The sequence below is a fragment of the Aeromonas sp. genome, assembly GCF_050252055.1.
In the GTDB taxonomy this organism is placed as follows: Bacteria; Pseudomonadota; Gammaproteobacteria; order Enterobacterales; family Aeromonadaceae; genus Aeromonas; species Aeromonas caviae.
In genome coordinates this window covers 412,209-434,196 of the sequence record NZ_JBFWLQ010000003.1, presented here as the reverse complement: position 1 = coordinate 434,196, position 21,988 = coordinate 412,209, and the positions used below count along the sequence as shown (strand labels likewise).

Genomic DNA, 21,988 nt, shown 5'->3' with positions numbered 1-21,988 from the left:
GGGCGCCCCCGCCTGATCAGGCAAAGTGCCAGCTGCGGCTGGGGGTGATGATCTGGGGGAGCGGCACGTCCCACTGCTCCCGGGGGACGGCATCTACCTGCTGGCAATCGTGGGCGAGCCCCAGGGGTCTTGGGCCGAGCTGGTGCTCGTGCCAGCAGGCGAGGGTGCGATCGTAGTAGCCGCCCCCCATGCCGAGGCGGTTGCCAGCCCCATCGAAGGCCACCAGCGGGGTGCAGATGATGTCCAGCATGCTGTGGGGCAGCACCTGCTGCACGTCGAGCTCGGGCTCGGCGATGCCGTAGCGGTTGCGGGTCATGGGGGTGGTGGCGGTGTAGCGCAAGAAGAGCAGGTGACCCGGGGTGAAGGGATGCAGCACCGGCAGGTAGACCTCCTTTTGCCGGGCCCACAGCCAGTGGATGGCGGGCAGGGGATCGAGCTCCCCGTCGTTGGCCAGATAGAGGGCGATGCGCCTGGCCGCGAGGATGCCGGGGTGTTCCTGGAAGCGCTCGACCAGCTGTTGGGCCGCCGCCTGCTGCTCGGCCTGGCTCAGGCTTTTTCTGCGCTGGCGAATGAGCTGGCGCAGGTTCTGGCGTTCGGGTTGGGTATCCGGCATGGGGACTCCTGGGCAAAGGTGGGCTGGCGCTACCTTAGCAAGGGGCCGACGGGATGAAAAGCCGATGGCGGGGCCGCCAGCCGGGCGGCCCCTGAGGTCGGGCGTCAGGAACGGTTGGGGGCGGGAGCCACTGCACCCATCTGGTGCTTGAGGAAAACGGCCACGATGGCGGCCAGGGCCAGCGCCATGGGGTAGAAGCTCATGCTCACGACCAGGATCGGCGAGAGGGCGAAGATGGAACCCAGCAGCAGCGCCTGGGCGCCCCAGGGAATCAGCCCCTGTACCACGCAGGAGAAGATGTCCAGCATGGAGGCGGCGCGGCGCGGGGTGACCCCGTGATGGTCCGCCAGATCCCTGGCCACCTTGCTCGCGACTATGATGGCCACGGTGTTGTTGGCGGTGCACAGGTTGGTGAGGCTCACCACGCCGGCGATGCCGAGCTCGGCCGCCTTTTCGTTCTGCTCGCCATCGTGGTGGCGGGTGAAGCGGGCAATCAGGGCGGCGATGCGCTCACTTATCCATGCGAGCCCCCCCTGGCGTTCCATCAGGGCACCCAGACCGCCGATGAGCATGGAGAGCAGGAAGATCTCCTGCATGCTGGTAAAGCCCTGATAGATGTCCTTGCTGAACTGGCCGAGGGAGTAGCTGCCAAGCAGCCCCACGCCACCGGCCGCCAGGATGCCGAGCCCCAGTACCATGAAGACGTTCATGCCAGAGAGGGCCAGCACCAGGATCAGCAGATAGGGGGCGACCTTGAGCAAGTCCGCCTCGGCGGTGGGGGCCGGCGCTTCACCGGTGGAGCCCAGCACCAGATAGAGCAGGATCACCAGCACGGCGGCGGGGGCGGCAATCTTGATGTTCTCGCGAAACTTGTCCTTCATCTCGCAGCCCTGGCTGCGGGTGGCGGCGATGGTGGTGTCGGAGATGATGGAGAGGTTGTCCCCGAACATGGCGCCGGAGAGGATGGTCCCCGCCATCAGCATCGGATCGATGCCGGCGGCCTGGGCGACGCCCAGCGCCACCGGTGCCACGGCGCCGATGGTGCCCATGGAGGTACCCATGGCGGTGGCAATGAAGGCAGAGATGAGGAAGAGCCCCGGCAGCAGGCACCAGCCCGGAATGAGGGAGAGGCCGAGGGCGACCGTGGCATCCACCCCGCCGGTGGCCTTGGCCACGGTGGCGAAGGCGCCCGCCAGCAAATAGATGAGGCACATGGCCATGATGTTGCTCTCGCCCACCCCCTTGAAGAAGGTCTCGAGGTTCTTGTTGAACCCCTCGCGTCCCATCAGCAGGGCCAGCATGACGGCGGGCAGGGCGGCAACGGGGGCGGGGAGCTGGTAGAAGGCGAACTCGACCCCCTGCAGGGTCAGCCAGGTACCGGTACCGATGAAGAGGGCAAGAAAGACCAGAAGGGGCAGCAGGGCTCTGGCACGGGGTTGGGTCTGGATCATGTGTTCCTCGAAACTTGAACAATGACCTCCTGTCGTTGCCTGTGGCGCCTCCAGGGCGGGCACAGGGCGGGCATCCTGCCACCATGGGGGGCCAACAGTAGTGAGTCGGCCCGCCCGGGTCAAGATAGCCGTCCAGATGGATAGGGCTTTTTGCTTCGTGATTCTGACTTGTCTGGTTATTCCGTTATTTATTCTGTTTTTAATGAATTTATCGTTTAAATGTCGGGGTGGTTTGGCGGGCCAGATCGGGCTTTTCAAAGGGGGCGCGGGCTGGTAAAACGGTCTCTTTCCATAATAAAGAGATGAGAGGGTGGAGATGGACAATCCGATCCGTGTGGCCGTGATGGGCTGTAATGGTCGTATGGGCAAGGTGCTGCTGGAGGCTATCGCCAACGCCGAGGGCGTGGTGGTGGGAGCGGCGCTGGAACGACCGGGCTCTGCCGTGATGGGTCTGGATGCGGGTGAACTCAACGGCCTGGGGCGCCTTGGCGTCATCATCAGCGACAGTCTGGAGAAGGTGAAGGACGAATTCGATCTCATCATCGACTTCACCCGCCCCGAGGTGACCCTGGCGAACCTCGCCTTTGCACTGGCGCATGGCAAGCAGATGGTGATCGGCACCACCGGCTTTGACGAGGCGGGCAAGGCGGCCCTGCACGAGGCGGGCAAGCAGATCGGCATCGTCTTCGCCTCCAACTACTCGGTCGGGGTCAACCTGGTGTTCAAGCTGTTGGAGCAGGCGGCCAGGGTGATGGGGGAGTACACCGACATCGAGATCATCGAGGGGCACCACAGACACAAGGTGGATGCTCCGTCCGGCACTGCGCTCTCCATGGGAGAAGTGGTGGCGAAAACCCTGGGCCGGGATCTCAAAGAGTGCGCCGTCTATGGCCGTGAGGGGATCACCGGTGAACGGGATCGCAACACCATCGGCTTTGCCACCATCCGCGCCGGAGATCTGGTGGGGGAGCACACCGTCATGTTTGCCGACATCGGCGAGCGGGTCGAGATCAGCCACAAGGCTTCCAGCCGTCTGACCTTCGCCAACGGTGCAGTGCGGGCGGGCAAGTGGCTCGGCCAGCAAGGGGCCGGTCTCTATGACATGCAGGATGTGCTCGGTCTGAAATAAACCGTCTTCAGGGGGAGTGCAGACTCCCGTACTGGTTGCCAAACCCCGGTCCGCCGGGGTTTTTTGTCACTTTTTTGTAGAAATGAGCCTTAATCATCACTTTTTGAGTGAACCTCGCTAAATCCTGCCATTCTTACAAGCCTGCCACCCTCTTGCGACAAAAATGTCATCAAGGGGTAACGGGTTTGGGTCTCAATATTCCCCTGCGGGGGGCATTTCGCCTTGATGTGAAATAGACTAAAAATGCAATCCAAGAAAAACGTTTTCTATTCTTGGTGTTCACTTTTCTGGCTTCAAATGGTGTTTTTGATGTTGTGTTGTTTATTTTTTAATTTTCTATCTTGCTGTTTATTAAGTGGTAAATTTGGTTTTTTGTACGTTGCATGGCATCGGGCGCCGCTTTGTGGTCTGTGTTTGGCTTTTCTTTTTGAAGAGGGGGTTGCAAAGCGAGTGAGTGCATAGATAATGGGTAATGTTGCTTGTTTATTGAATTTAGATGCATTTCAAACGAGAAAAGACGTTGAAATGAGATCGTTTTTAAGTAGAATGCGCCCAATTTGCCAGAAATCTGCCGGGTTCGAGTCCTGTCAAAGACCGGAACCGAGCCCGCAACACCCAGGTAAATTGCTGAATTTAAAGCTAAATAACTGGAGGTTGTCTTGAATCACACTGCATTGCTAGTGCTGGAAGATGGAACTGTGTTCAAAGGCGTGTCGATAGGCGCCGAGGGATGTTCCGTTGGTGAAGTGGTTTTCAACACGTCGATGACGGGTTATCAGGAAATCCTCACAGATCCCTCCTATTCCCGTCAGATCGTTACCCTCACTTACCCCCATATAGGCAACACCGGCACCAACAGCGAAGATGAAGAGTCCAGTCAGGTCCATGCTCAGGGCCTCATCATCCGGGACCTTCCGATACTGGCCTCCAACTTCCGCAATCAGCAATCCCTCTCCGATTACCTCAAGTCTCACAACATCGTTGGCATCGCCGACATCGACACCCGCAAGCTGACCCGCATCCTGCGTGAAAAAGGCGCCCAGGCCGGTTGCATCCTGGCCGGCAAGCAGCTCGATGAAGCCCATGCCCTCGAACAGGCCCGCGCCTTCCCTGGTTTGAAGGGGATGGACCTGGCCAAGGAAGTGACCGTGAGCGAATCCTACAGCTGGACTGAAGGCAGCTGGCAGCTCGGCAAGGGTCACGTCACCCCGGCGGCTGATGAGCTGAAATACCACGTGGTGGCCTACGACTTCGGCGTGAAGCGCAACATCCTGCGCATGCTGGTGGACCGTGGCTGCCGCCTGACCGTGGTGCCGGCCAAGACCCCGGCCGCCGAGGTACTGGCGATGAACCCGGATGGCATCTTCCTCTCCAACGGTCCCGGCGACCCCGAGCCGTGCGATTACGCCATCGAAGCTATCAAGGCTTTCCTTGATACCAGCACCCCGGTGTTCGGTATCTGCCTGGGCCACCAGTTGCTGGGCCTGGCCTCCGGCGCCAAGACCATCAAGATGAAGTTCGGCCACCACGGTGCCAACCACCCGGTGAAGAGTCTGGACGACAACACCGTGATGATCACCGCCCAGAACCACGGCTTTGCGGTGGACGAGCAGACCCTGCCCGAGTGCCTGCGTGCCACCCACGTCTCCCTGTTCGATGGGTCGCTCCAGGGCATCCATCGCACCGACCGTCCGGCCTTCAGCTTCCAGGGTCACCCCGAAGCGAGCCCGGGCCCGCACGATTGTGCCGGTCTGTTCGACCACTTTATTGAATTGATTAAGCAGTATCGCGCCTAAGAGGATAAAGAGAGCCATGCCAAAACGTAACGACCTACAGAGCATCCTGATCCTCGGCGCCGGCCCCATCGTCATCGGTCAGGCCTGCGAATTCGACTACTCCGGCGCCCAGGCGTGCAAGGCCCTGAAAGAAGAGGGCTACCGCGTCATCCTGGTGAACTCCAACCCGGCCACCATCATGACCGACCCGGAGATGGCCGACGCCACCTACATCGAGCCCATCACCTGGGAAGTGGTGCGCGAGATCATCAAGAAAGAGCGCCCGGACGCCATCCTGCCCACCATGGGTGGCCAGACCGCGCTGAACTGCGCCCTGGCGCTGGAGCAGCATGGCGTGCTCAAGGAGTTCGGTGTCGAGATGATCGGCGCCACCGCCGACGCCATCGACAAGGCCGAGGATCGCTCCCGCTTTGACAAGGCCATGCGCAGCATCGGTCTCGAGTGCCCCCGTGCCGGCATCGCCCACAACATGGAAGAGGCCTGGGGTGTGCAGCAGATGGTCGGCTTCCCCTGCATCATCCGTCCTTCCTTTACCATGGGTGGCTCGGGCGGCGGCATCGCCTACAACACCGAAGAGTTCGTGGAGATCTGCGAGCGCGGTCTGGATCTCTCCCCGACCAAGGAGCTGCTCATCGACGAGTCGCTCATCGGCTGGAAAGAGTACGAGATGGAAGTGGTGCGGGATCGCAACGACAACTGCATCATCGTCTGCGCCATCGAAAACTTCGACCCCATGGGCATCCACACCGGTGACTCCATCACGGTCGCGCCAGCCCAGACGCTGACCGACAAGGAGTACCAGATCATGCGCAACGCCTCCATGGCGGTGCTGCGCGAGATCGGCGTCGAGACCGGCGGTTCCAACGTCCAGTTCGGCATCAACCCCAAAGACGGCCGCATGGTCATCATCGAGATGAACCCGCGGGTGTCGCGCTCCTCTGCGCTGGCCTCCAAGGCGACCGGCTTCCCCATCGCCAAGATCGCCGCCAAGCTCGCCATCGGTTACACCCTGGACGAGCTGATGAACGACATCACCGGTGGTCGTACCCCGGCCTCCTTCGAGCCGGCCATCGACTACGTGGTGACCAAGGTGCCGCGCTTCAACTTCGAGAAGTTCGCCGGTGCCAACGACCGTCTGACCACCCAGATGAAGTCCGTGGGTGAAGTGATGGCCATCGGCCGCAACTTCCAGGAGTCCCTGCACAAGGCTCTGCGTGGCCTCGAGACCGGCAAGACCGGCTTCGACCCCATGGTTGACCTCAACGCCCCCGATTCCCTGACCCGCATCCGTCACGAGCTGCAGGATGCCGGTGCCGAGCGCATCTTCTACATCGCCGACGCCTTCCGCGCCGGCCTCTCCATGGACGGCGTGTTCAAGCTGACCAAGATTGACCCCTGGTTCCTGGTGCAGATTGAAGAGCTGGTGAAACTGGAAGAGCAGGTGAAAGAGCGCGGCATGGCCGGTCTTGACGCCGACTTCCTGCGCGCCCTCAAGCGCAAAGGCTTTGCCGACGCGCGTCTGGCCAAAATCCTCGGCGTGGCCGAAGGGGAAGTGCGTAAATTGCGTGCCCGCCACAACATCTTCCCGGTCTACAAGCGGGTCGATACCTGCGCGGCCGAGTTCGCCACCAACACCGCCTACATGTACTCCAGCTACGACGAGGAGTGCGAGGCCAACCCCACCAACCGCGACAAGATCATGGTCATCGGTGGCGGCCCGAACCGTATCGGTCAGGGCATCGAGTTCGACTACTGCTGTGTGCATGCGGCCCTGGCCCTGCGTGAAGACGGTTACGAGACCATCATGGTCAACTGCAACCCGGAAACCGTCTCCACCGACTACGACACCTCGGATCGTCTCTACTTCGAGCCGGTGACCCTGGAAGACGTGCTGGAAATCGTGCGGGTCGAGCAGCCCAAGGGCGTCATCGTCCAGTACGGCGGCCAGACTCCGCTGAAACTGGCGCGGGCATTGGAAGCGAACGGCGTGCCGGTGATTGGTACCAGCCCGGATGCCATCGACCGCGCGGAAGATCGCGAGCGCTTCCAGTCCGCCGTCGAGCGCCTGGGGCTCAAGCAGCCGGAAAACGGCACCGTCACCGCCCTGGAGCAGGCCGTGCAACTGGCCACGCGCATCACCTACCCGCTGGTGGTTCGCCCCTCCTACGTGCTGGGTGGCCGCGCCATGGAAATCGTCTATGACGAGCAGGACCTGCGCCGCTACTTCGCCGAGGCAGTGAGCGTCTCCAACGAGTCGCCTGTGCTGCTGGACCGCTTCCTGGACGACGCCACCGAGGTGGACGTGGACGCCATCTGCGACGGCGTTGACGTGGTCATCGGTGGCATCATGGAGCACATCGAACAGGCCGGCATTCACTCCGGTGACTCCGCCTGCTCCCTGCCGCCCTACACCCTGTCCAAGGCGATTCAGGACGAGATGCGCGAGCAGGTGCGCAAACTGGCGCTGGAACTTGGCGTAGTCGGTCTGATGAACGTGCAGTTCGCGGTGAAAGACAACGAGATCTACCTCATCGAGGTGAACCCCCGTGCCGCCCGTACCGTGCCCTTCGTCTCCAAGGCCACCGGCGCACCGCTGGCCAAGATCGCCGCCCGCGTCATGGCCGGTCAGAGCCTGAAAGAACAGGGCTTCACCACCGAGATCATCCCGCCCTACTACTCGGTGAAGGAAGTGGTACTGCCGTTCGCCAAGTTCCCGGGTGTGGACCCGCTGCTGGGGCCGGAAATGCGCTCCACCGGTGAAGTCATGGGGGTGGGCAGCAGCTTCGCCGAGGCCTATGCCAAGGCGCAGCTGGGTGCCGGTCACCAGGTGCCGAGCGAAGGTCGCGCCCTCTTGTCCGTGCGCCACGGCGATAAGGAGCGGGTGGTGAACCTGGCCGCCAAGCTGCTGGAGCTGGGCTATGACCTCGACGCCACCCACGGCACCGCCGTGACCTTGGGCGAGGCGAGCATCAACCCGCGTCTGGTCAACAAGGTGCACGAGGGTCGTCCGCATATTCTGGATCGCATCAAGAATGGCGAGTACACCTACATCGTCAACACCGCCGAGGGTCGTCAGGCCATCCAGGACTCCAAGCAGCTGCGCCGCGGCGCCCTGCAGCACAAGGTGGCCTACACCACCACGCTGCACGCGGCCTTCGCCACCTGCATGGCCATCAGCGTGGATGCCACCGCCAACGTCAATTCGGTGCAGGAGCTGCACGAGAGGGTGAACAACCGCTAAGAGCACCGGCAGCACGCTGCCCGCTCGATGCACGCAAACCCCGCCAGCAATGGCGGGGTTTTTTATTGCCTGCGCCCAGCCACTCCCGGGGAAACGCCTTCAAGGAAGATGGGTGAGATGGCGAATAATCCATCAGGTGTGGTGATACTCACCCCATTATCGGACATTAACTGCATCCATATTGCTTAACTGACATGAAATGGTGCAATCTTCGCAATCTCTCGCCCCCACGACCTCCCTATACTGGGTGCTCATACAAACAAGGTCGTCTGCGCCGACACACCGAAAGGTGGCGTGCGAGAGGATCAGCGCCCGCAGCCCGATCCGGCTGCCGTGGCCGGCCCCGGTGACCGACGGGGGCCGCAGGAAAACCGGTCGCGGGGTTACCGCCGCGCGACTCGTCAGGGACGGTGTTACCGCACCAACCCGCTTCCCCTCCTTGCCCCACCCGCCTGTCGGCCCGGTCGTCCGGCGCCTCGCCCATCCGTCAAGGGAATCTGAATATGAGCTTCGATCATCGCAAATACCGCCGTGCCCCCGTGATCAACCTGGCGGATCGCCAGTGGCCCAACCGGGTACTGGAGCGGGCACCGCTCTGGTGCGCCGTGGACCTGCGCGATGGCAACCAGGCGCTGGTCGAGCCCATGACGGTGGCCCAGAAGCTGCAAATGTGGGCGCTGATGACCCACATCGGTTTCAAGCACATCGAGGTGGGCTTCCCGGCGGCCTCCCAGCCCGACTTCGATTTTGTGCGCGAACTCATCGAGCGCAACCTCATCCCCGATGACGTCACCATCCAGGTGCTGGTGCAGGCGCGCGAAGATCTGATCGCCCGCACCTTCGAGGCGCTCAAGGGGGCGAAGCGGGCCATCGTTCACGTCTACAACTCGGTCAACCCGACCCAGCGCAACTATGTGTTCAACTCAGGCAAGGACGGGGTCAAGGCCATCGCCGTGCAGGGGGCGCGCTGGGTGCGGGAGTATGCGGCCCGCAATCCGGGCACCGAGTGGAGTTTCCAGTATTCTCCGGAGAGCTTCAGCAGCACCGAGGTGGAGTTCGCCGTCGAGGTGTGTGACGCCGTCATCGACGAGTGGCGTGCCGCTGCCCGTCCCATGATCCTGAACCTCCCCGCCACGGTGGAGGTGAGCACCCCCAACGTGTTTGCGGATCAGGTGGAGTGGTTCTGCCGAAACCTCAAGGCGCGACCCGAGGTGAGCATCTCCATCCACACCCACAACGACAGAGGCTGCGGGGTGGCCGCCGCCGAGCTGGCGGTGCTGGCGGGGGCGGATCGCATCGAGGGCACCCTGCTCGGCAACGGGGAGCGCACCGGCAACATGGACATCGTCACCATGGCCATGAACCTCTACAGCCAGGGGATTGACCCCGAGCTGGACCTGTCCGACATGGATGCCATCGTCGCCACCGTGGGGGCCTGCACCCAGATTGCCCTGCACCCGCGCCACCCCTATGCCGGCGAGCTGGTCTACACGGCGTTTTCCGGCAGCCACCAGGACGCCATCCGCAAGTCTCTCGCGGCAGAAAAACCGGATCACTACTGGGACGTGGCTTACCTGCCCATCGATCCTGCCGATCTCGGTCGCAGCTACGAGGCGGTGATCCGCATCAACAGCCAGTCCGGCAAGGGAGGGGTGACCTATCTGCTGGAGCGTGACCTCGGTCTGCAACTGCCGCGCTGGCTGCAAATCGACTTCAGCCGCCGGGTACAGGCCGAGGCTGAGGCGAGCAGCAGCGAAATCAGCCCGGAGCAGATCCGCGCCCTGTTCGAGCAGCACTATCTTGAGCCTGCCCACGGCTATCGCATCGGGCGCTTCCAGCTCGGTCATGACAGTCAGGAGAGCCTGCGCCTGGAGTTGCAGACCCCCCACGGCACCCTGCAATTGTGTGGTGAAGGGGAGGGTGCCATCACGGCCCTGGTCAACGGCTGGCAGCGTCAGACCGGCATGCACATCGATGTGCTGGATTACTCCGAGCATGCGCTCACCGCCGGCACCGAATCCCGCGCCGCCGCCTATGTGCTGCTGAGCGTCGAGGGCACCCGGATGTGTGGCGTTGCCGTCGGTCGCGACGTGGTCAACGCCTCCCTGCAGGCGGTGATCAACGGCGCCGCCCAGCATCAGGCCCTGCGCCAGAGCGCCTGAGGCGGCACTGCCCGCTTGCCGTGAGGGCGAGCAGGGAAGGGCCGCCCGCCCGGATTCACGGCAGATCGCGCCGTCCCCGTTGCAACAATCCCCTGACCCCTATGGTGAGGGGATTGTTTTTTATGGAAAAATCGGCCCACAATATCAGTGATTTGCCACCAGGAATGCCGTCGGGGTTCGCTGGCGATGGCAGCCAACGGCTGCCATTCGGGATAGAAGACATGCGCGCTTGGAGCCCAAAACATGATGAAGACTCCCCTCAGGTTATCCGTTCACCCCGCCCGGTTCTTCTCGCTTCCTCCCTGCCGTCGTCTCGCGCTGGTGAGCCTGCCCTGTCTGCTGCTGCTGACGGGGATCCTGGCCGGGGTCAGCTTTGATCCCCTGGCAGAGCACAACCTCTATACCGTCGGGGCTCTGGCCGAAGCGCTCAACGTGCTGACCCTGCTGTTCATGTTCTGGGTGGTGCAGTGTGCCCAGATCACCTTGAGAACCTATCTCTCCCTCACCGGCGGGCTGACCCTCTGGCTCGTTTCCGGCGTCATCGATCTGATGGATGAGGCCTATTTCCAGCCCTGGTGGCTCTCCACGGTGGAAGACAGCCTGCGCACGATCGGCATGCTGGCCTCGGCCTGGGGTGTGCTGCTGATGGTGCAGCAGATGTATGGCACCCAGATGCGGCTCTCCTCCCTTGCCATGTCAGACGAGCTGACCGGGCTCTCCAATCGCCGGGCGTTTCGCGCCGTGCTGGAGGCGCACGGAGAGGAGGGGACGCCGCTCCTGCTGCTGGATCTCGATCACTTCAAGCTGATCAACGATCGCTATGGCCACGCCATCGGCGACAATGTACTGCGTGAATTCAGCACCCTGCTGCGCCAGCTCTGCCCATTGGATGGGGTGGTGGCACGCCTTGGGGGAGAGGAGTTTGCCATCTGGCTGCCCGGCATGACGGGCGACAAGGCCCGTACGCTGGCGGAGCAGATAAGGTGCGCGACCGAAGAGCTGGTCTCAGGTGACGGGGTAAGATTCACCGTGAGCCTTGCCCTGGGCATCAGCCAGAGCGGGGAGGGGGTGGATGCCCTGCTCCAGCGCACCGATCTCGCCCTCTATCAGGCCAAGCACCTGGGACGCAACCGGGTGGAGCTGGCGTGATGACGCCAGGGGATGCCGCAGCCAGCGGGCCAGCAGGTTCATCCGCCTTCATCTTGTCAGACTTGTTCCCTACAATGTCCGCCTCCATGCATTCGAGCCCTCTCATTCGCGATGAGGGGCAGGTCCCGCTCTTCAGGAAGCCTTCATGATCCCCTCTCACTCCTTGTTTGATGCCCATTGGCGCTGGCTGTCACTGCTTTCCCTTGCCCTGCTGTCGGGTTGTGCCAGCGAGCCTCCCGCCACGACCAGCCCGGCGACGCCGGCGGGGCGCCCCATTCCCAAGGCGATGCAGCCGCAAAAACCGGCCGACATGAAGAGCCGTATCGTGCGCTTCCTGCCGCGCAACGCGGTGGACAAGCCGGGCTGGGCCAATGACGTGGTGACGGCGCTCACCACCCAGGGGCTGACGGTGAGCGATCACAACGTCTGCAGCGTGCTGGCGGTGGCGGAGCAGGAGGCGACCTATCAGGCGGACCCCGTGGTGCCCAACCTCAACAAGATTGCCTGGAAGGAGATCAATGCCCGGGCCGGCAAGCTGCTGATCCCCGAGTTCATGGTGCGCACGGCCCTCTCCATCCAATCCCCCACTGGCAAGAGCTATGCCGAGCGCATCGACAAGCTTCGCACCGAGCGGGAGATGAGCGAGATCTTCGAAGACATGATAGGCAGCGTCCCCATGGGCAAGCAGCTCTTTGGCAACCTCAACCCGGTGCGCACCGGCGGCCCCATGCAGGTGAGCGTCGCCTTTGCCGAAGCCAACGCCCGTGGCTACCCCTATCCCGTGAAGGAGTCCATTCGCCACGAGGTGTTCACTCGTCGGGGCGGCATCTGGTTTGGCACCAAACACATCTTCGGCTATCTCGCCGACTACCCGGATACCCTCTATCGCTTCGCCGACTTCAATGCGGGCTGGTACGCGAGCCGCAATGCGGCCTTCCAGGCGGCGGTAAGCCGGGTGAGTGGCAAGCCCCTGGCCCTGGACGGGGATCTCATCCGCTACGACTCGGATCTGCCCGGCAAGACCGAACTCGCGGTCCACAGCATCGCCAGCCGCGTCAACATGAGCAAGCAAGCCATTCACCAGAGCCTGAAGCTGGGGGACAGCAACGACTTTGCCAAAAGCGATCTCTACCACAGGGTCTTCGCCTTGGCCGACAAACAGGCCGGGACACGGCAACCCCGCGCCATCTTGCCCGGTATCCAGCTAAAGAGCCCCAAGATCACCCGCAACCTCACCACCGCCTGGTTTGCCAAGCGGGTGGATGAGCGCGAGCAGCGCTGCGTGCAGAAGATGGCAACGATCCGCTGATTTGCAGAAATAACAAAGGCGGCCAATTGGCCGCCTTTGTTTTATGCCTCCGTCGTTCAGCCTTCCCATCTACTTCATCAGCGCTCTGGTTCCCCTGAATGTGGGGAATTCATGGCATCCCCAAAACGGTTTTCCCTTGTTGTCACCTCGACCGGCAGTGCGCAGCACCATGGGGTTGCCACATCTGGGGCACATGGGGCTCTGGAGGTTTGCTGGATAAATGGCCGTTGGCGGTGCAGGGTGGTGAGCGCTCGGCACGCTGGCTGGCGCAGGCTTGGTGGGGGTTTCCCCGTGGCGGGCCTTGAGCTGTGCCACATGCTGTCTGTGAGTCTGCCAGTTGGCGGCAAGTCGCCCTTGTTGAATGGTGTCGACAACGCGAGCGACCTCGCTCTCGGCCAATACCGGCGTGGTTATACCCTTGACGTAGCGAATGAGCCCACGGTTCATCACGTTGTCCGGCATAGGGGTCTTGAAGGTGCAGTCGCCGATAAAGAAGATGATGGAGTGAAGCTGGTTGTCTGAGAGCCCCAGCAGGGATTTGAGGGTCATCATGTGCAGGTGGTTCTGATGCAGCGGATTTTGAAAGTGGTGCCTGCGGCGATAGATCTGCTGGGTCCAGCGTTTCTGGGTCGGGTTGCCGAATATCCAGCCCTTCATGTTCTTGGTCTCAATCACGAATAGCCCGAAGCGGGAGACGATCACGTGATCGATCTGGGTGCTGCCCTGGGGGGTGGGCAGGGTCACGTCCTTGAGCAGGCGATATTCCCGCTTGTCGAGAAAGAGCCGAATACAGAGATTGATAAACCACTCCCCGACCATCCCTTTGAACCAGGCCGTTTTGAGCAGGGTGGCAATCAACAGCAGTGGCAGGAGAAACCAGAGCTGAGTCAGCAGAGGCGCTATGGCAGCAGTGATATCCATGTGATTTAGCCTTCACAGACCCCGGTCAGGGATGTGTCTCGATGGGGATGATGCTGCGGCACTTGGGATAGCTGGGGCAGCCCCAGAAGCTGTTGCCCTTGGTATCTCCCCGTTTGCTGGTCCTCAGTACCATGGTTGTGCCGCATTTTGGACAAACCGGTGCTGGCCCTGTATGGGCGGCCACGTTGTCCTGCGGGTCACTGTCGCTTGCGACGCGCTCCAACGTGATGCGCACCTCCTCGCTCACCCGAATAATGCGCTGGGCTTCATCGTAGGCATCGCGGTACAGCTCACTGTCATCCGCCCGCCGGATCAACACCCCCATCTCGTTGTTGTTCACCTGGCTGAATTCGTAGAGGTTCAGGCTGGTGACAATGCACATCTCCTCATTGAGGTAGCACTTGGCATGGAGATTTTTGCAAAAGCTGGTGCGGATATAGGTGAGCTCCTTGAGCCAGCTGATCTCTTCCGGTTGGAGTTCGCTCTTGCCATAGACGATCCGCACATCGATCTTGAGCCGGTTCTTGTCGGTCAGCAGCTCCTTGATCCTGTCATTGAGTTTGAGAAAGGGGCTGATCAGGATTAACCGCTCCTTGGCATCCTTTATCAGCTCTTCGAGGAAATAGTTGGTTGCGCTGGTATTCAGAAATTTGGCCATAACAAGCTCCCTGTCCCTGGAAATGTCATGTGTTCTCTGCTCAACAGTAGGCAGTCAGCCTGACCACAATCCCCGGCGTGGTTCAGCTTCACGTCTTCAACGCCTTCCCGTATCCCCATGCTAGGAGATACAGGTGGGGCCTGACAGTGGCAATTGAGTCAAATGTGCGTTCAGTCAGAGATTTGGTGATGGGGACGGTTCATGTCGCCTTGCTGCGCTAGAAACTCATCGCCAGTCCGATGGAGTAGCCGCTGGTACTGTTGCTGAACATATAGCGGGCCACCAGCCGGGTGCGGGTGATGAAGATGTCGTACTTGCTGCTGTCGAGTTCGAGGCCAAGTCCCAGGGAGTTGAGGCTGTTGAAACCGAGCAGCCCCCGTTGCTGCCCCAGGTATTCGGTTCTGGCCCCTTCCAGCACGTAGCGAAGGGGCCTGTCCAGCAGGGTCCAGTGCCACAGGGGGGCGCGGCGGCGCAGGTAGAGCCCGAGATTCTCCGCCTCGGCCTGGCCGGTGACGCTGTCGGCGGTGCCGGTGAAGCTCTGCAGATGCTGGTAGGAGTAGCGCAGCTCGGCGTCAATGTCCTGGGCGGCGGAGAAGAGTTCATAGTCCAGCATCAATGAGCCGCCGAGGCCGTAGACATTGAGGGTGCCGCCGTCGAGGAAGTCCAGATGCTTGTCGCTCCTGTGCTCGAGCAGGGCGGCCCCGATGCGAAGGTCGCTGGCCACCGTGCCCAGGGTGACATTGGCGATGGGCCGCAGCACCAGATTGCCACCAAAGCGATCCCGGTGGACGCCGACATCCCAGCCGATGCCGCCGGTGGCGCTCAGGCTGTTCCATTTGGTGGGAATGGTGCGGGTCTCGTTGCCATCGGTGAACACGAACTGGGGATCGTAGCGGCTGTAGCCCAGGGTGCCCTCCAGATAGAGGGGAACATCCTCGCTCAGGGTGGCGCCACCCCCGAGCTGGGTGATGGTGAGGGCGGAGGTGTCGTTGGTGCCGCTGCCGATATTCAGATTGCTGGCGGTGATATCCGGCACCACGGCGTAGCTCATCAGGGAGACGACGGCGTTGGCGCGCTGTTGAACCAGGCTCTCGTCGCTGGCACGGGCCTTTGTCACAAGACCGGCAGAGACGCCGGCAATAACCGCCAGCAAGGAAAGTGTGTGAGAAGAGAGCTGTCTTGCCATACCTGGCTCCATGAGTACCCCGTCCATCGGGGCATGTTCACACTGTAACGGGTTTCATCTGGCTTGGCAGCCTGGCAAGGGCCGACCCGTCCTGTTTTGGGGCGTGCGCATTGGCCTGATGGGCCAAGCTGCCCTTGCTTTGGCGGGGGCAGGGGGGGCGAGAAGGGTGAGCCGCTGGGCAGAAATCACAGACATTAATTTATTGTTCAGTTCCCCGGGTGTATAAGAGGCCTCCCATACGAACATTGGGGTGGTAGCAGGGATGGATTACCAGACGGGGCCTTCGGGTCATCATGACGAATGCGCATTACGTTGATGGGAGTCACACCAGATGCAGGACATGCTGCTTGCCATATGGCATCAGGATTTTGATCAGCTTATACAAATGCAGGCAATCGGTCTGCTCGTCACCTGTCTGGTGGTGATCCTCTTCCTTGAATCGAGCTTCGTCTTTCTGCCCCTGCCCGGTGACAGCCTAGTGCTGCTGGCGGGCGGTCTGGTGGGCATGGGGGTGCTGGGGCCCGAGGTGACCTTGCTCTATCTGCCGCTCGCGGCCGGGATAGGGAGCGTGCTCGCCTACTGGCAGGGGCAGGCACTGCATGGCACCCGTTTCATGGGCCATGTGGAGCGAATGATCCCGGAAGGGAGCCTGCCCAGGGCCTCCCGACTGCTGGATCGTTACGGCTTCTGGGCCATGTTCGTGTCCCGTTTCATCCCCTTTGTGAGAGTGTTGACCCCCATGTTGATGGGAGTCTCCCGCCTGCACCTGCTGCGGGTGGCCGTGGCGAGTTTTGCCAGCGCCTTCCTCTGGTCCCTGGTACTGAGCATGGTGGGCAAGATGGTGATGGCGACCCCGGTCTTTGCCCATCATCAGGAGCTGCTGACCAAGTGCCTGCTCGTCACCTCTTTCGGGCTGTTCGTCATCGCGGTGGCGGCCATCGGTATGCGGCTGCTCAAGCGTCCGAGCAAGCGGGTGCGCTGATCTCACTGCCCGGGCCGCGCCTGCTGCCGCATCTGGAGAGCGCAGCCGCCGGAAAAATACAGGCCATTTGAGGCGGCATTCCTGTCGCCTATCTGTTACACTTCGCGCCCGCCATTTTCCGGCTCATCTTCTGATCTGATGTCAGACCCAGCCGTCCTTGGCTCCACGCCTCGACGATGCCAGGCCACACGCCGGCCCAGGCCACCCACGCCAACTACAGCTCCGCTGGAACACAGGAACCCAACATGAGATTTGAATCGTTCGATTTTGCCCCCGAGATTTTGCGCGCCATCTCAGATTGCGGTTATCAGGAGATGACCCCTGTGCAGAGCCAGGCCATCCCGGCCATTCGCCGTGGCCGCGATGTGCTGGCCAGTGCCCAGACCGGTACCGGCAAGACCGCCGCCTTTGCGTTGCCCATCCTGCAACGCCTGGTAGACAACCCGGCGCCGGTGCAGCCTTCCAATGCCCGCGTGCTGATCCTGACCCCGACCCGCGAGCTGGCAGCCCAGGTGGCGAGCAATATCAACGATTTCGCCAAGTATCTGGGGATCTCCACCCTCACCATCGTGGGTGGTGGCAAACAGGATGTGCAGGCCAAGAAGCTCAAAGCGGGCGCACACATCATAGTGGCCACCCCTGGCCGTCTGCTCGAGCACCTCACCGCCTGCAACCTGAGCCTCTCCGGGGTCGAGACCCTGGTGCTGGACGAGGCGGATCGCATCCTCGACATGGGCTTTAGCGCCGATGTGCAGCAGATCCTGCAGGCGGTCAACAAGACCCGCCAGAACCTGCTCTTCTCCGCCACCTTCTCCGAGGCGGTGAAAAAGCTGGCCAACCTCATGCTGGACAAACCCCAGGTGGTGGCCGTCGACAAGCAGAACTCCACTGCCGACACCGTGAGCCACACCGTCTATCCGGTGGAACAGAAGCGCAAGCGCGAGCTGCTCTCCGAGCTTATCGGCAAGCAGAACTGGCAGCAGGTGCTGGTGTTTGCCAGCACCCGCGAGAGCTGCGATGAACTGGTGGAGGAGCTCAACCTCGACGGCATCAAGTCTGCCGTGGTGCACGGTGACAAGGCCCAGGGGAGCCGTCGCCGCGCCTTGCGTGAATTCACCGAAGGCAAGCTGCGGGTGCTGGTGGCCACCGAGGTGGCCGCCCGCGGCCTGGACATTCCGAGCCTAGAATACGTGGTCAACTATGATCTGCCGTTCCTCGCGGAAGATTACGTGCACCGTATCGGCCGAACCGGTCGCGCTGGCAAGAGCGGCATGGCCATCTCCTTCGTCAGTCGCGAGGAGGAGCGCACCCTGCTGGAAATCGAGGCCCTCATCGGCCAGAAGATCCGCCGCATCATGGTGCCGGGTTACGAGGTGAGCAGCCGTGACGACCTCATCAAGCAGTTGCAGGAGCGCCGCCGCTTCGGCAAACGCCCGCAGCGTGAAGACAATGCCGCCGCCCAGGCCATGGCCGAGGCGAAACTGCAAGGTCAGCGCCTCAAGCGTCTGGCGGCGGCCAAGAAGCCCCGTCAGCCGAAATAAGGCAATGTCGCACCCTCCCGGTCGGGGAGGGGCGTTTACTCTCCAAAGGCGCCACTGGCGCCTTTGTGCTGTCGATGACGCGGCCCCTGGCCGCCCCGTTTCAGAGGATCCGAGATGACCCTTCCTGCTTACAATCAGGCCCTGCTCGAGATGGCCCGCCAGAGCCTGGCGGAGCTGGAGCGCACCGCCGCCCAGAAGACGGGCAAACGCACCCCCGCCCAGGAGAGCCACTTTCTCTGTACCTGGATGGCGGATTCTCTCAAGGAGAAACGCTTCTCCCGGCTGGTGATGGAGGATCTCAAGACCTGGGTGCAACTGGGGCGGACGCTGGGGGCGGGGGCCGATCTCAAGGGGCTGCTTGAGCGGGTGCAGCGCCAGTATGAGCGTGCCATGCATGAGCCGGTACAGCTGGGGGCGCGCCTGGCCGATCTGCTCTTGGCGCTGGAGGGGGCGGGCTGGCTGGTGTTCACCGACAGCGAACTGCACACCCGGCAGCGGCTGCTGAGCCAGGGGCAATCCAGCCTGGTCATCTCGGCCAGCGAGTATCAGGGCCATATCGAGGGGGGTGAACTGGTCAAGCCCCTCACCCTCTATGTGCGCGGGGACGAGCAGGTACTGGCCGAGGCGGCATTTGCCCGGGGCCTGCTGCTGAGCCAGGGCAACAAGAAAACCACCCTGGTCAAGCACCACAAGGCCTATCGGCTGATGCCGGGCAACGCGCAGCCGGCCCTGGCGCTGCTGGCCTCCTGACCCCGCCTTCTCATCCCGTCACCCGGCCCTGCGCCGGGTTTTTTTATGGCAAATACGCCACACGGGGTTGCCTGCACGCCCAGGGCCGGGCGGGCAATCTTTGTCGCAGCCAAGAGGCTCCCCCTCTGATGGGGGGCGTCCCCCATATGGAGGGATGGTGGGGTGGTGCTTCTGCTCTAGGGTGGATGGGCCCCAAAGAGGGCCTTAAAGGAAGCAGACCGCCTGACAAGGCGACACTCAATGAATGAGGAAACATGATGAAAGCGACTCCAATTGCCCTGTTGCTGGCCAGCGTGCTGGCGTCCCCGCTCTGCGCCGCCGGACTCGATGCCCGGCTCACCCTGGTGGAGGGCAGCACAGACGATGTGCGCGTCAACCTGACCTTGACCAACACCGGGGAGAAGCCGGTTCGTCTGCTCAAATGGCAACTGCCGGGCAGCGAGGATGCTCCCCTGTTCCAGGTGGAGCGTGACGGCCAGCCGGTGGATTACGAAGGGGCCCTGATCAAGCGGGCCGCCCCGAGTGACAAGGACTACCAACTGCTCAAGGCGGGCCAGAGCCTGACAGTGCAGGCGGAGGTCTCCGGTCTCTACGACATGAGCGCCCAGGGCCAGTACAGCATCCGTTACCTGCTGCCGACCGTGGCGCAGGAGGGGAAAGCGGCCAAGGCCAAACAGGCCCAGGCGAGCGAGTCCAATGCCGTGACCCTCTGGGTGGACGGGGTGAGCGACGATCGGGTGCTGGCCAAGGCTGCGGTGGCCGAGCCCCAGGCGGTGAGCGCCTCGGTCAGCTTCAGCGGCCGTTGCACCAACACCCAGAAGAGCGACATCCTGGCGGCGCTCGATGCCGCGAGTGGCATCGCCAACAACTCCAGCAGCTACCTCGCGGTGGACAAGCCGAATGGGCAGCGCTACCGCAGCTGGTTTGGCGCCTATGACGCCACCCGCTGGAACCAGGCCGAGACCAACTTCAGCAAGATCAAGGATGCCATCGACAACAAGCCGCTCACCTTCGACTGCGGTTGCAAGCAGAGTTACTTTGCCTATGTCTATCCGGACCAGCCCTACAAGGTCTATCTGTGCAAGAGCTTCTGGACAGCGCCGGTCACCGGGACCGATTCCCGCGCTGGCACCATTGTCCACGAGCTGAGCCACTTCAACGTGGTGGCGGGTACCGACGATCTGGGATACGGTCAGGCCAATGCGCGCAATCTGGCGAGCACGGATCCCCAGAAGGCCCTGAACAATGCCGACAACCATGAATATTTCGCCGAGAATACCCCGAGCGAAAATTGAGTTGCAAACAGGGGCCGGATGGCCCCTTTTTTGACGGAGGCACCATGATGACACTCTTGCTTACCACCCTGGCACTGGCGCCCTTGCAGTGCGAGCTGTCGGTCAGCGCAGAGAGCGGGGTGAACGAACCCCTGCCCCTGGTGATGACCCTGACCAACCGGGGGGAGACGCCCCTCGAGGTATTGACCTGGTTCACCCCCTTCGAGGGGTGGTTTGCCGATGCCATCGACCTGACCCGCGATGGGCAGCCGCTGGACTATCGAGGGCCGCTTGCCAAGCGAGGTACCCCCGGGGACGGCGACTTCCTGCACCTGGGGGCGGGGGAGCAGAGCCAGGCCGATGCGGATCTGGCGCAGGCCTACGATCTGTCCCAACCGGGCCGCTACCGGCTCAGCTATCGTGCCCAGCCCCTGACGCTCACCAAGGGCGTGGCGCCCAGCTGCCCCGCCATCGACTTTACCCGGGTGGCCCCCTAGGCGATCTGCGGCTTGCCCTTGGTATCCAGTAGCCCGACGGCGCGGGGGGCCACCGCCAGACCGGGTGACGATTGGCTTTCCCGCCAGCAGCAGTGCACCAGCGTGATCACATGGTCATCCAGGGTGTTGTCTTTATCCGGATGACGCAGGGGATGGGCCACCGAGTGGGTCGATAGCAAAATGATGAACATGAGGGGCGGTCCAGCTATGCCATGCACCGGGCCGACTCGTTTACACCGTCAAGGAGGAGACATGGCACTGGAACAACTGAAACGGGAGCTGGAGCGCTTTGGCGAGCAGAATGACGGCGCGCAACACTCCCGTGGCAGCAAGATGCTCAACATTACCCGCGACACCGGCGAACTGCTGGCGGTGCTGGTGCAGACGAGGGGGGCGCAGGCTGTGCTGGAGATCGGCACCTCCAACGGTTACTCCACCCTCTGGCTGGCCGAGGCAGTGAAACGGCTGGGGGGCCGGGTCACCACCATCGAGCTGGACGAGGGCAAACGGACCATGGCGGCGACCAACTTTGAGCGGGCCGGGCTCACTCCCTGGATTGAGCAGTTGGTGGGGGAGGCCGGCAGCCTGTTGCCCTGCCTGCCGACGGCGGGCTATCAGCTCATCTTCCTCGACTCCGAGCGCCGCCACTACCAGGCCTGGTGGCCCGAGATCCAGCGCCTGCTTGCCCCTCGTGGCCTGCTGGTGGTGGACAATGCCATCTCCCATGAGGACGAGATGAGGGAGTGGATGGCACAGGTGCGGCGTGACCCCGATTTCCTGACTTCCCTGGTGCCGGTGGGCAAGGGGGAGTGGCTGGTGGTGCGGTTGTAGGAGGGCTGGATGGAAAACAGGACCATGGAACCAAAAACCGTGGTGCAGACCACAGGCAGGCCATGCAGAGCAACGGTTTCGTCAGGGCCCCCAGGTGGCTGAGCGATGACTTCCTCTGTGACTGGCCAACGTTGGGGGAGCGGCGCGCGGGGCGGGTCAACTTCGTCGAGATCCATCGGCGCTACCCGGCGACCGGGCCCTGGAATGTCGACATCGTCCGCCTGCTGGAGCAGGGCGGGAGGTGGTGACCGAAGGGGTGATCACTGACGGTGACGTCAAGGTGCGCGCCATCGCGCCTTTACCTTCCACGTGGTGCGTGGCAATCCCATTTGCCATCAGACCGAATTTTGGCCCGATTGATACGCTGTGTCGTGACTGGGCCACTGCCATCCCGCGGGAGCTGCAACCCGCCTGATATGGTTTCCGCTGACGGAGCGCCGCCAGCGGGGCGATTCCTCGGCCAGCCCGGCCATTATTTTTTTCGTTATCCATTATTTC

Annotated in this window: 18 protein-coding genes and 1 pseudogene; 13 read left to right on the top strand and 6 right to left on the bottom strand. The window is 62.4% G+C overall.

The window, feature by feature from the left end; genetic code table 11:
- Window positions 1–16 precede the first annotated feature (16 nt).
- Window positions 17–613 carry a 5-formyltetrahydrofolate cyclo-ligase gene (locus tag AB7E19_RS07970; protein ID WP_124244907.1) on the bottom strand — a complete coding sequence of 199 codons (597 nt, stop codon included), beginning with the start codon at window positions 611–613 and terminating at the stop codon, window positions 17–19.
- A gap of 104 nt (window positions 614–717) precedes the next feature.
- Entirely contained in the window at window positions 718–2,064 is a 1,347-nt protein-coding gene (locus AB7E19_RS07965; protein WP_103242929.1) for a Na+/H+ antiporter NhaC family protein, read from the bottom strand.
- 316 nt (window positions 2,065–2,380) lie between these two features.
- Here AB7E19_RS07965 and dapB point away from each other — a divergent pair, with 316 nt between their 5' ends.
- The 6 genes from dapB (at window position 2,381) to AB7E19_RS07935 (ending at window position 12,850) form a co-directional block, all read left to right on the top strand.
- Window positions 2,381–3,193 (top strand): 4-hydroxy-tetrahydrodipicolinate reductase, encoded by an 813-nt coding sequence (dapB, locus tag AB7E19_RS07960; protein ID WP_052816492.1) that lies wholly within the window; start codon window positions 2,381–2,383, stop codon window positions 3,191–3,193.
- A 659-nt stretch (window positions 3,194–3,852) separates the two neighbouring features.
- Complete coding sequence (carA, locus tag AB7E19_RS07955) at window positions 3,853–4,989, top strand: glutamine-hydrolyzing carbamoyl-phosphate synthase small subunit (RefSeq protein WP_010675189.1); 1,137 nt, start codon at window positions 3,853–3,855, stop codon at window positions 4,987–4,989.
- 16 nt (window positions 4,990–5,005) lie between these two features.
- On the top strand, window positions 5,006–8,230 hold the full coding sequence (gene carB / locus AB7E19_RS07950; protein WP_103242930.1) for a carbamoyl-phosphate synthase large subunit: 3,225 nt from the start codon (window positions 5,006–5,008) through the stop codon (window positions 8,228–8,230).
- Between the two features lie 503 nt (window positions 8,231–8,733).
- Window positions 8,734–10,392 carry a 2-isopropylmalate synthase gene (gene leuA / locus AB7E19_RS07945; protein ID WP_319886183.1) on the top strand — a complete coding sequence of 553 codons (1,659 nt, stop codon included), beginning with the start codon at window positions 8,734–8,736 and terminating at the stop codon, window positions 10,390–10,392.
- Between the two features lie 243 nt (window positions 10,393–10,635).
- Window positions 10,636–11,541 carry a GGDEF domain-containing protein gene (locus tag AB7E19_RS07940; RefSeq protein WP_322131560.1) on the top strand — a complete coding sequence of 302 codons (906 nt, stop codon included), beginning with the start codon at window positions 10,636–10,638 and terminating at the stop codon, window positions 11,539–11,541.
- A 145-nt stretch (window positions 11,542–11,686) separates the two neighbouring features.
- Entirely contained in the window at window positions 11,687–12,850 is a 1,164-nt protein-coding gene (locus tag AB7E19_RS07935) for a DUF1615 domain-containing protein (protein ID WP_322131559.1), read from the top strand.
- A 69-nt stretch (window positions 12,851–12,919) separates the two neighbouring features.
- Here AB7E19_RS07935 and AB7E19_RS07930 read toward each other — a convergent pair whose 3' ends face one another.
- The 3 genes from AB7E19_RS07930 to AB7E19_RS07920 all read right to left on the bottom strand — a co-directional run bounded on the left by AB7E19_RS07930 (window position 12,920) and on the right by AB7E19_RS07920 (window position 15,615).
- Window positions 12,920–13,771, bottom strand: a complete 852-nt coding sequence (locus AB7E19_RS07930) for an NERD domain-containing protein (protein WP_427934893.1) — start codon at window positions 13,769–13,771, stop codon at window positions 12,920–12,922.
- A 25-nt stretch (window positions 13,772–13,796) separates the two neighbouring features.
- Window positions 13,797–14,429, bottom strand: a complete 633-nt coding sequence (locus tag AB7E19_RS07925; protein WP_214003780.1) for a phospholipase D family protein — start codon at window positions 14,427–14,429, stop codon at window positions 13,797–13,799.
- A 217-nt stretch (window positions 14,430–14,646) separates the two neighbouring features.
- Window positions 14,647–15,615: a hypothetical protein gene (locus AB7E19_RS07920; protein ID WP_322131557.1), complete on the bottom strand. Its 969-nt coding sequence runs from the start codon at window positions 15,613–15,615 to the stop codon at window positions 14,647–14,649.
- A gap of 331 nt (window positions 15,616–15,946) precedes the next feature.
- On the opposite strand from AB7E19_RS07920, the gene AB7E19_RS07915 reads away from it, so the two are divergent.
- The 5 genes from AB7E19_RS07915 (at window position 15,947) to AB7E19_RS07895 (ending at window position 20,659) form a co-directional block, all read left to right on the top strand.
- Complete coding sequence (locus tag AB7E19_RS07915) at window positions 15,947–16,597, top strand: DedA family protein (RefSeq protein ID WP_010675180.1); 651 nt, start codon at window positions 15,947–15,949, stop codon at window positions 16,595–16,597.
- Window positions 16,598–16,842: 245 nt separating this feature from the next.
- Window positions 16,843–18,138, top strand: coding sequence for a DEAD/DEAH box helicase (locus tag AB7E19_RS07910; protein WP_180344881.1), 1,296 nt, complete (start codon window positions 16,843–16,845; stop codon window positions 18,136–18,138).
- Window positions 18,139–18,252: 114 nt separating this feature from the next.
- Window positions 18,253–18,888 carry a DUF2913 family protein gene (locus AB7E19_RS07905; protein WP_128271676.1) on the top strand — a complete coding sequence of 212 codons (636 nt, stop codon included), beginning with the start codon at window positions 18,253–18,255 and terminating at the stop codon, window positions 18,886–18,888.
- Window positions 18,889–19,142: 254 nt separating this feature from the next.
- On the top strand, window positions 19,143–20,183 hold the full coding sequence (locus AB7E19_RS07900) for a M35 family metallo-endopeptidase (RefSeq protein ID WP_045524288.1): 1,041 nt from the start codon (window positions 19,143–19,145) through the stop codon (window positions 20,181–20,183).
- Window positions 20,184–20,227: 44 nt separating this feature from the next.
- On the top strand, window positions 20,228–20,659 hold the full coding sequence (locus AB7E19_RS07895) for a hypothetical protein (protein ID WP_041213092.1): 432 nt from the start codon (window positions 20,228–20,230) through the stop codon (window positions 20,657–20,659).
- Here the strand turns inward: AB7E19_RS07895 and AB7E19_RS07890 are convergent.
- A pseudogene (locus AB7E19_RS07890) lies at window positions 20,656–20,784 on the bottom strand (questin oxidase family protein); the annotation flags it as partial. The gene AB7E19_RS07895 and the pseudogene AB7E19_RS07890 overlap by 4 nt on opposite strands.
- Window positions 20,785–20,911: 127 nt before the next feature.
- Here AB7E19_RS07890 and AB7E19_RS07885 point away from each other — a divergent pair.
- Both AB7E19_RS07885 and AB7E19_RS07880 read left to right on the top strand, forming a co-directional pair.
- The gene (locus AB7E19_RS07885) at window positions 20,912–21,490 is read left to right on the top strand and encodes an O-methyltransferase (protein ID WP_427934888.1); all 579 of its coding nucleotides are present in this window, start codon (window positions 20,912–20,914) and stop codon (window positions 21,488–21,490) included.
- A gap of 62 nt (window positions 21,491–21,552) precedes the next feature.
- Complete coding sequence (locus AB7E19_RS07880) at window positions 21,553–21,738, top strand: hypothetical protein (RefSeq protein ID WP_427934886.1); 186 nt, start codon at window positions 21,553–21,555, stop codon at window positions 21,736–21,738.
- The last annotated feature ends 250 nt before the right edge of the window (window positions 21,739–21,988 follow it).

Excerpts from the sequence above, each read along its gene's own strand:
- AB7E19_RS07970 (WP_124244907.1), bottom strand. The coding sequence starts at position 613 with ATGCCGGATACCCAACCCGAACGCCAGAACCTGCGCCAGCTCATTCGC.
- AB7E19_RS07965 (WP_103242929.1), bottom strand. The coding sequence starts at position 2,064 with ATGATCCAGACCCAACCCCGTGCCAGAGCCCTGCTGCCCCTTCTGGTC.
- dapB (WP_052816492.1), top strand. The coding sequence starts at position 2,381 with ATGGACAATCCGATCCGTGTGGCCGTGATGGGCTGTAATGGTCGTATG.
- carB (WP_103242930.1), top strand. The coding sequence starts at position 5,006 with ATGCCAAAACGTAACGACCTACAGAGCATCCTGATCCTCGGCGCCGGC.
- leuA (WP_319886183.1), top strand. The coding sequence starts at position 8,734 with ATGAGCTTCGATCATCGCAAATACCGCCGTGCCCCCGTGATCAACCTG.
- AB7E19_RS07940 (WP_322131560.1), top strand. The coding sequence starts at position 10,636 with ATGATGAAGACTCCCCTCAGGTTATCCGTTCACCCCGCCCGGTTCTTC.
- AB7E19_RS07935 (WP_322131559.1), top strand. The coding sequence starts at position 11,687 with ATGATCCCCTCTCACTCCTTGTTTGATGCCCATTGGCGCTGGCTGTCA.
- AB7E19_RS07930 (WP_427934893.1), bottom strand. The coding sequence starts at position 13,771 with ATGGATATCACTGCTGCCATAGCGCCTCTGCTGACTCAGCTCTGGTTT.
- AB7E19_RS07925 (WP_214003780.1), bottom strand. The coding sequence starts at position 14,429 with ATGGCCAAATTTCTGAATACCAGCGCAACCAACTATTTCCTCGAAGAG.
- AB7E19_RS07920 (WP_322131557.1), bottom strand. The coding sequence starts at position 15,615 with ATGGCAAGACAGCTCTCTTCTCACACACTTTCCTTGCTGGCGGTTATT.
- AB7E19_RS07915 (WP_010675180.1), top strand. The coding sequence starts at position 15,947 with ATGCAGGACATGCTGCTTGCCATATGGCATCAGGATTTTGATCAGCTT.
- AB7E19_RS07910 (WP_180344881.1), top strand. The coding sequence starts at position 16,843 with ATGAGATTTGAATCGTTCGATTTTGCCCCCGAGATTTTGCGCGCCATC.
- AB7E19_RS07905 (WP_128271676.1), top strand. The coding sequence starts at position 18,253 with ATGACCCTTCCTGCTTACAATCAGGCCCTGCTCGAGATGGCCCGCCAG.
- AB7E19_RS07900 (WP_045524288.1), top strand. The coding sequence starts at position 19,143 with ATGATGAAAGCGACTCCAATTGCCCTGTTGCTGGCCAGCGTGCTGGCG.
- AB7E19_RS07895 (WP_041213092.1), top strand. The coding sequence starts at position 20,228 with ATGATGACACTCTTGCTTACCACCCTGGCACTGGCGCCCTTGCAGTGC.
- AB7E19_RS07885 (WP_427934888.1), top strand. The coding sequence starts at position 20,912 with ATGGCACTGGAACAACTGAAACGGGAGCTGGAGCGCTTTGGCGAGCAG.
- AB7E19_RS07880 (WP_427934886.1), top strand. The coding sequence starts at position 21,553 with ATGCAGAGCAACGGTTTCGTCAGGGCCCCCAGGTGGCTGAGCGATGAC.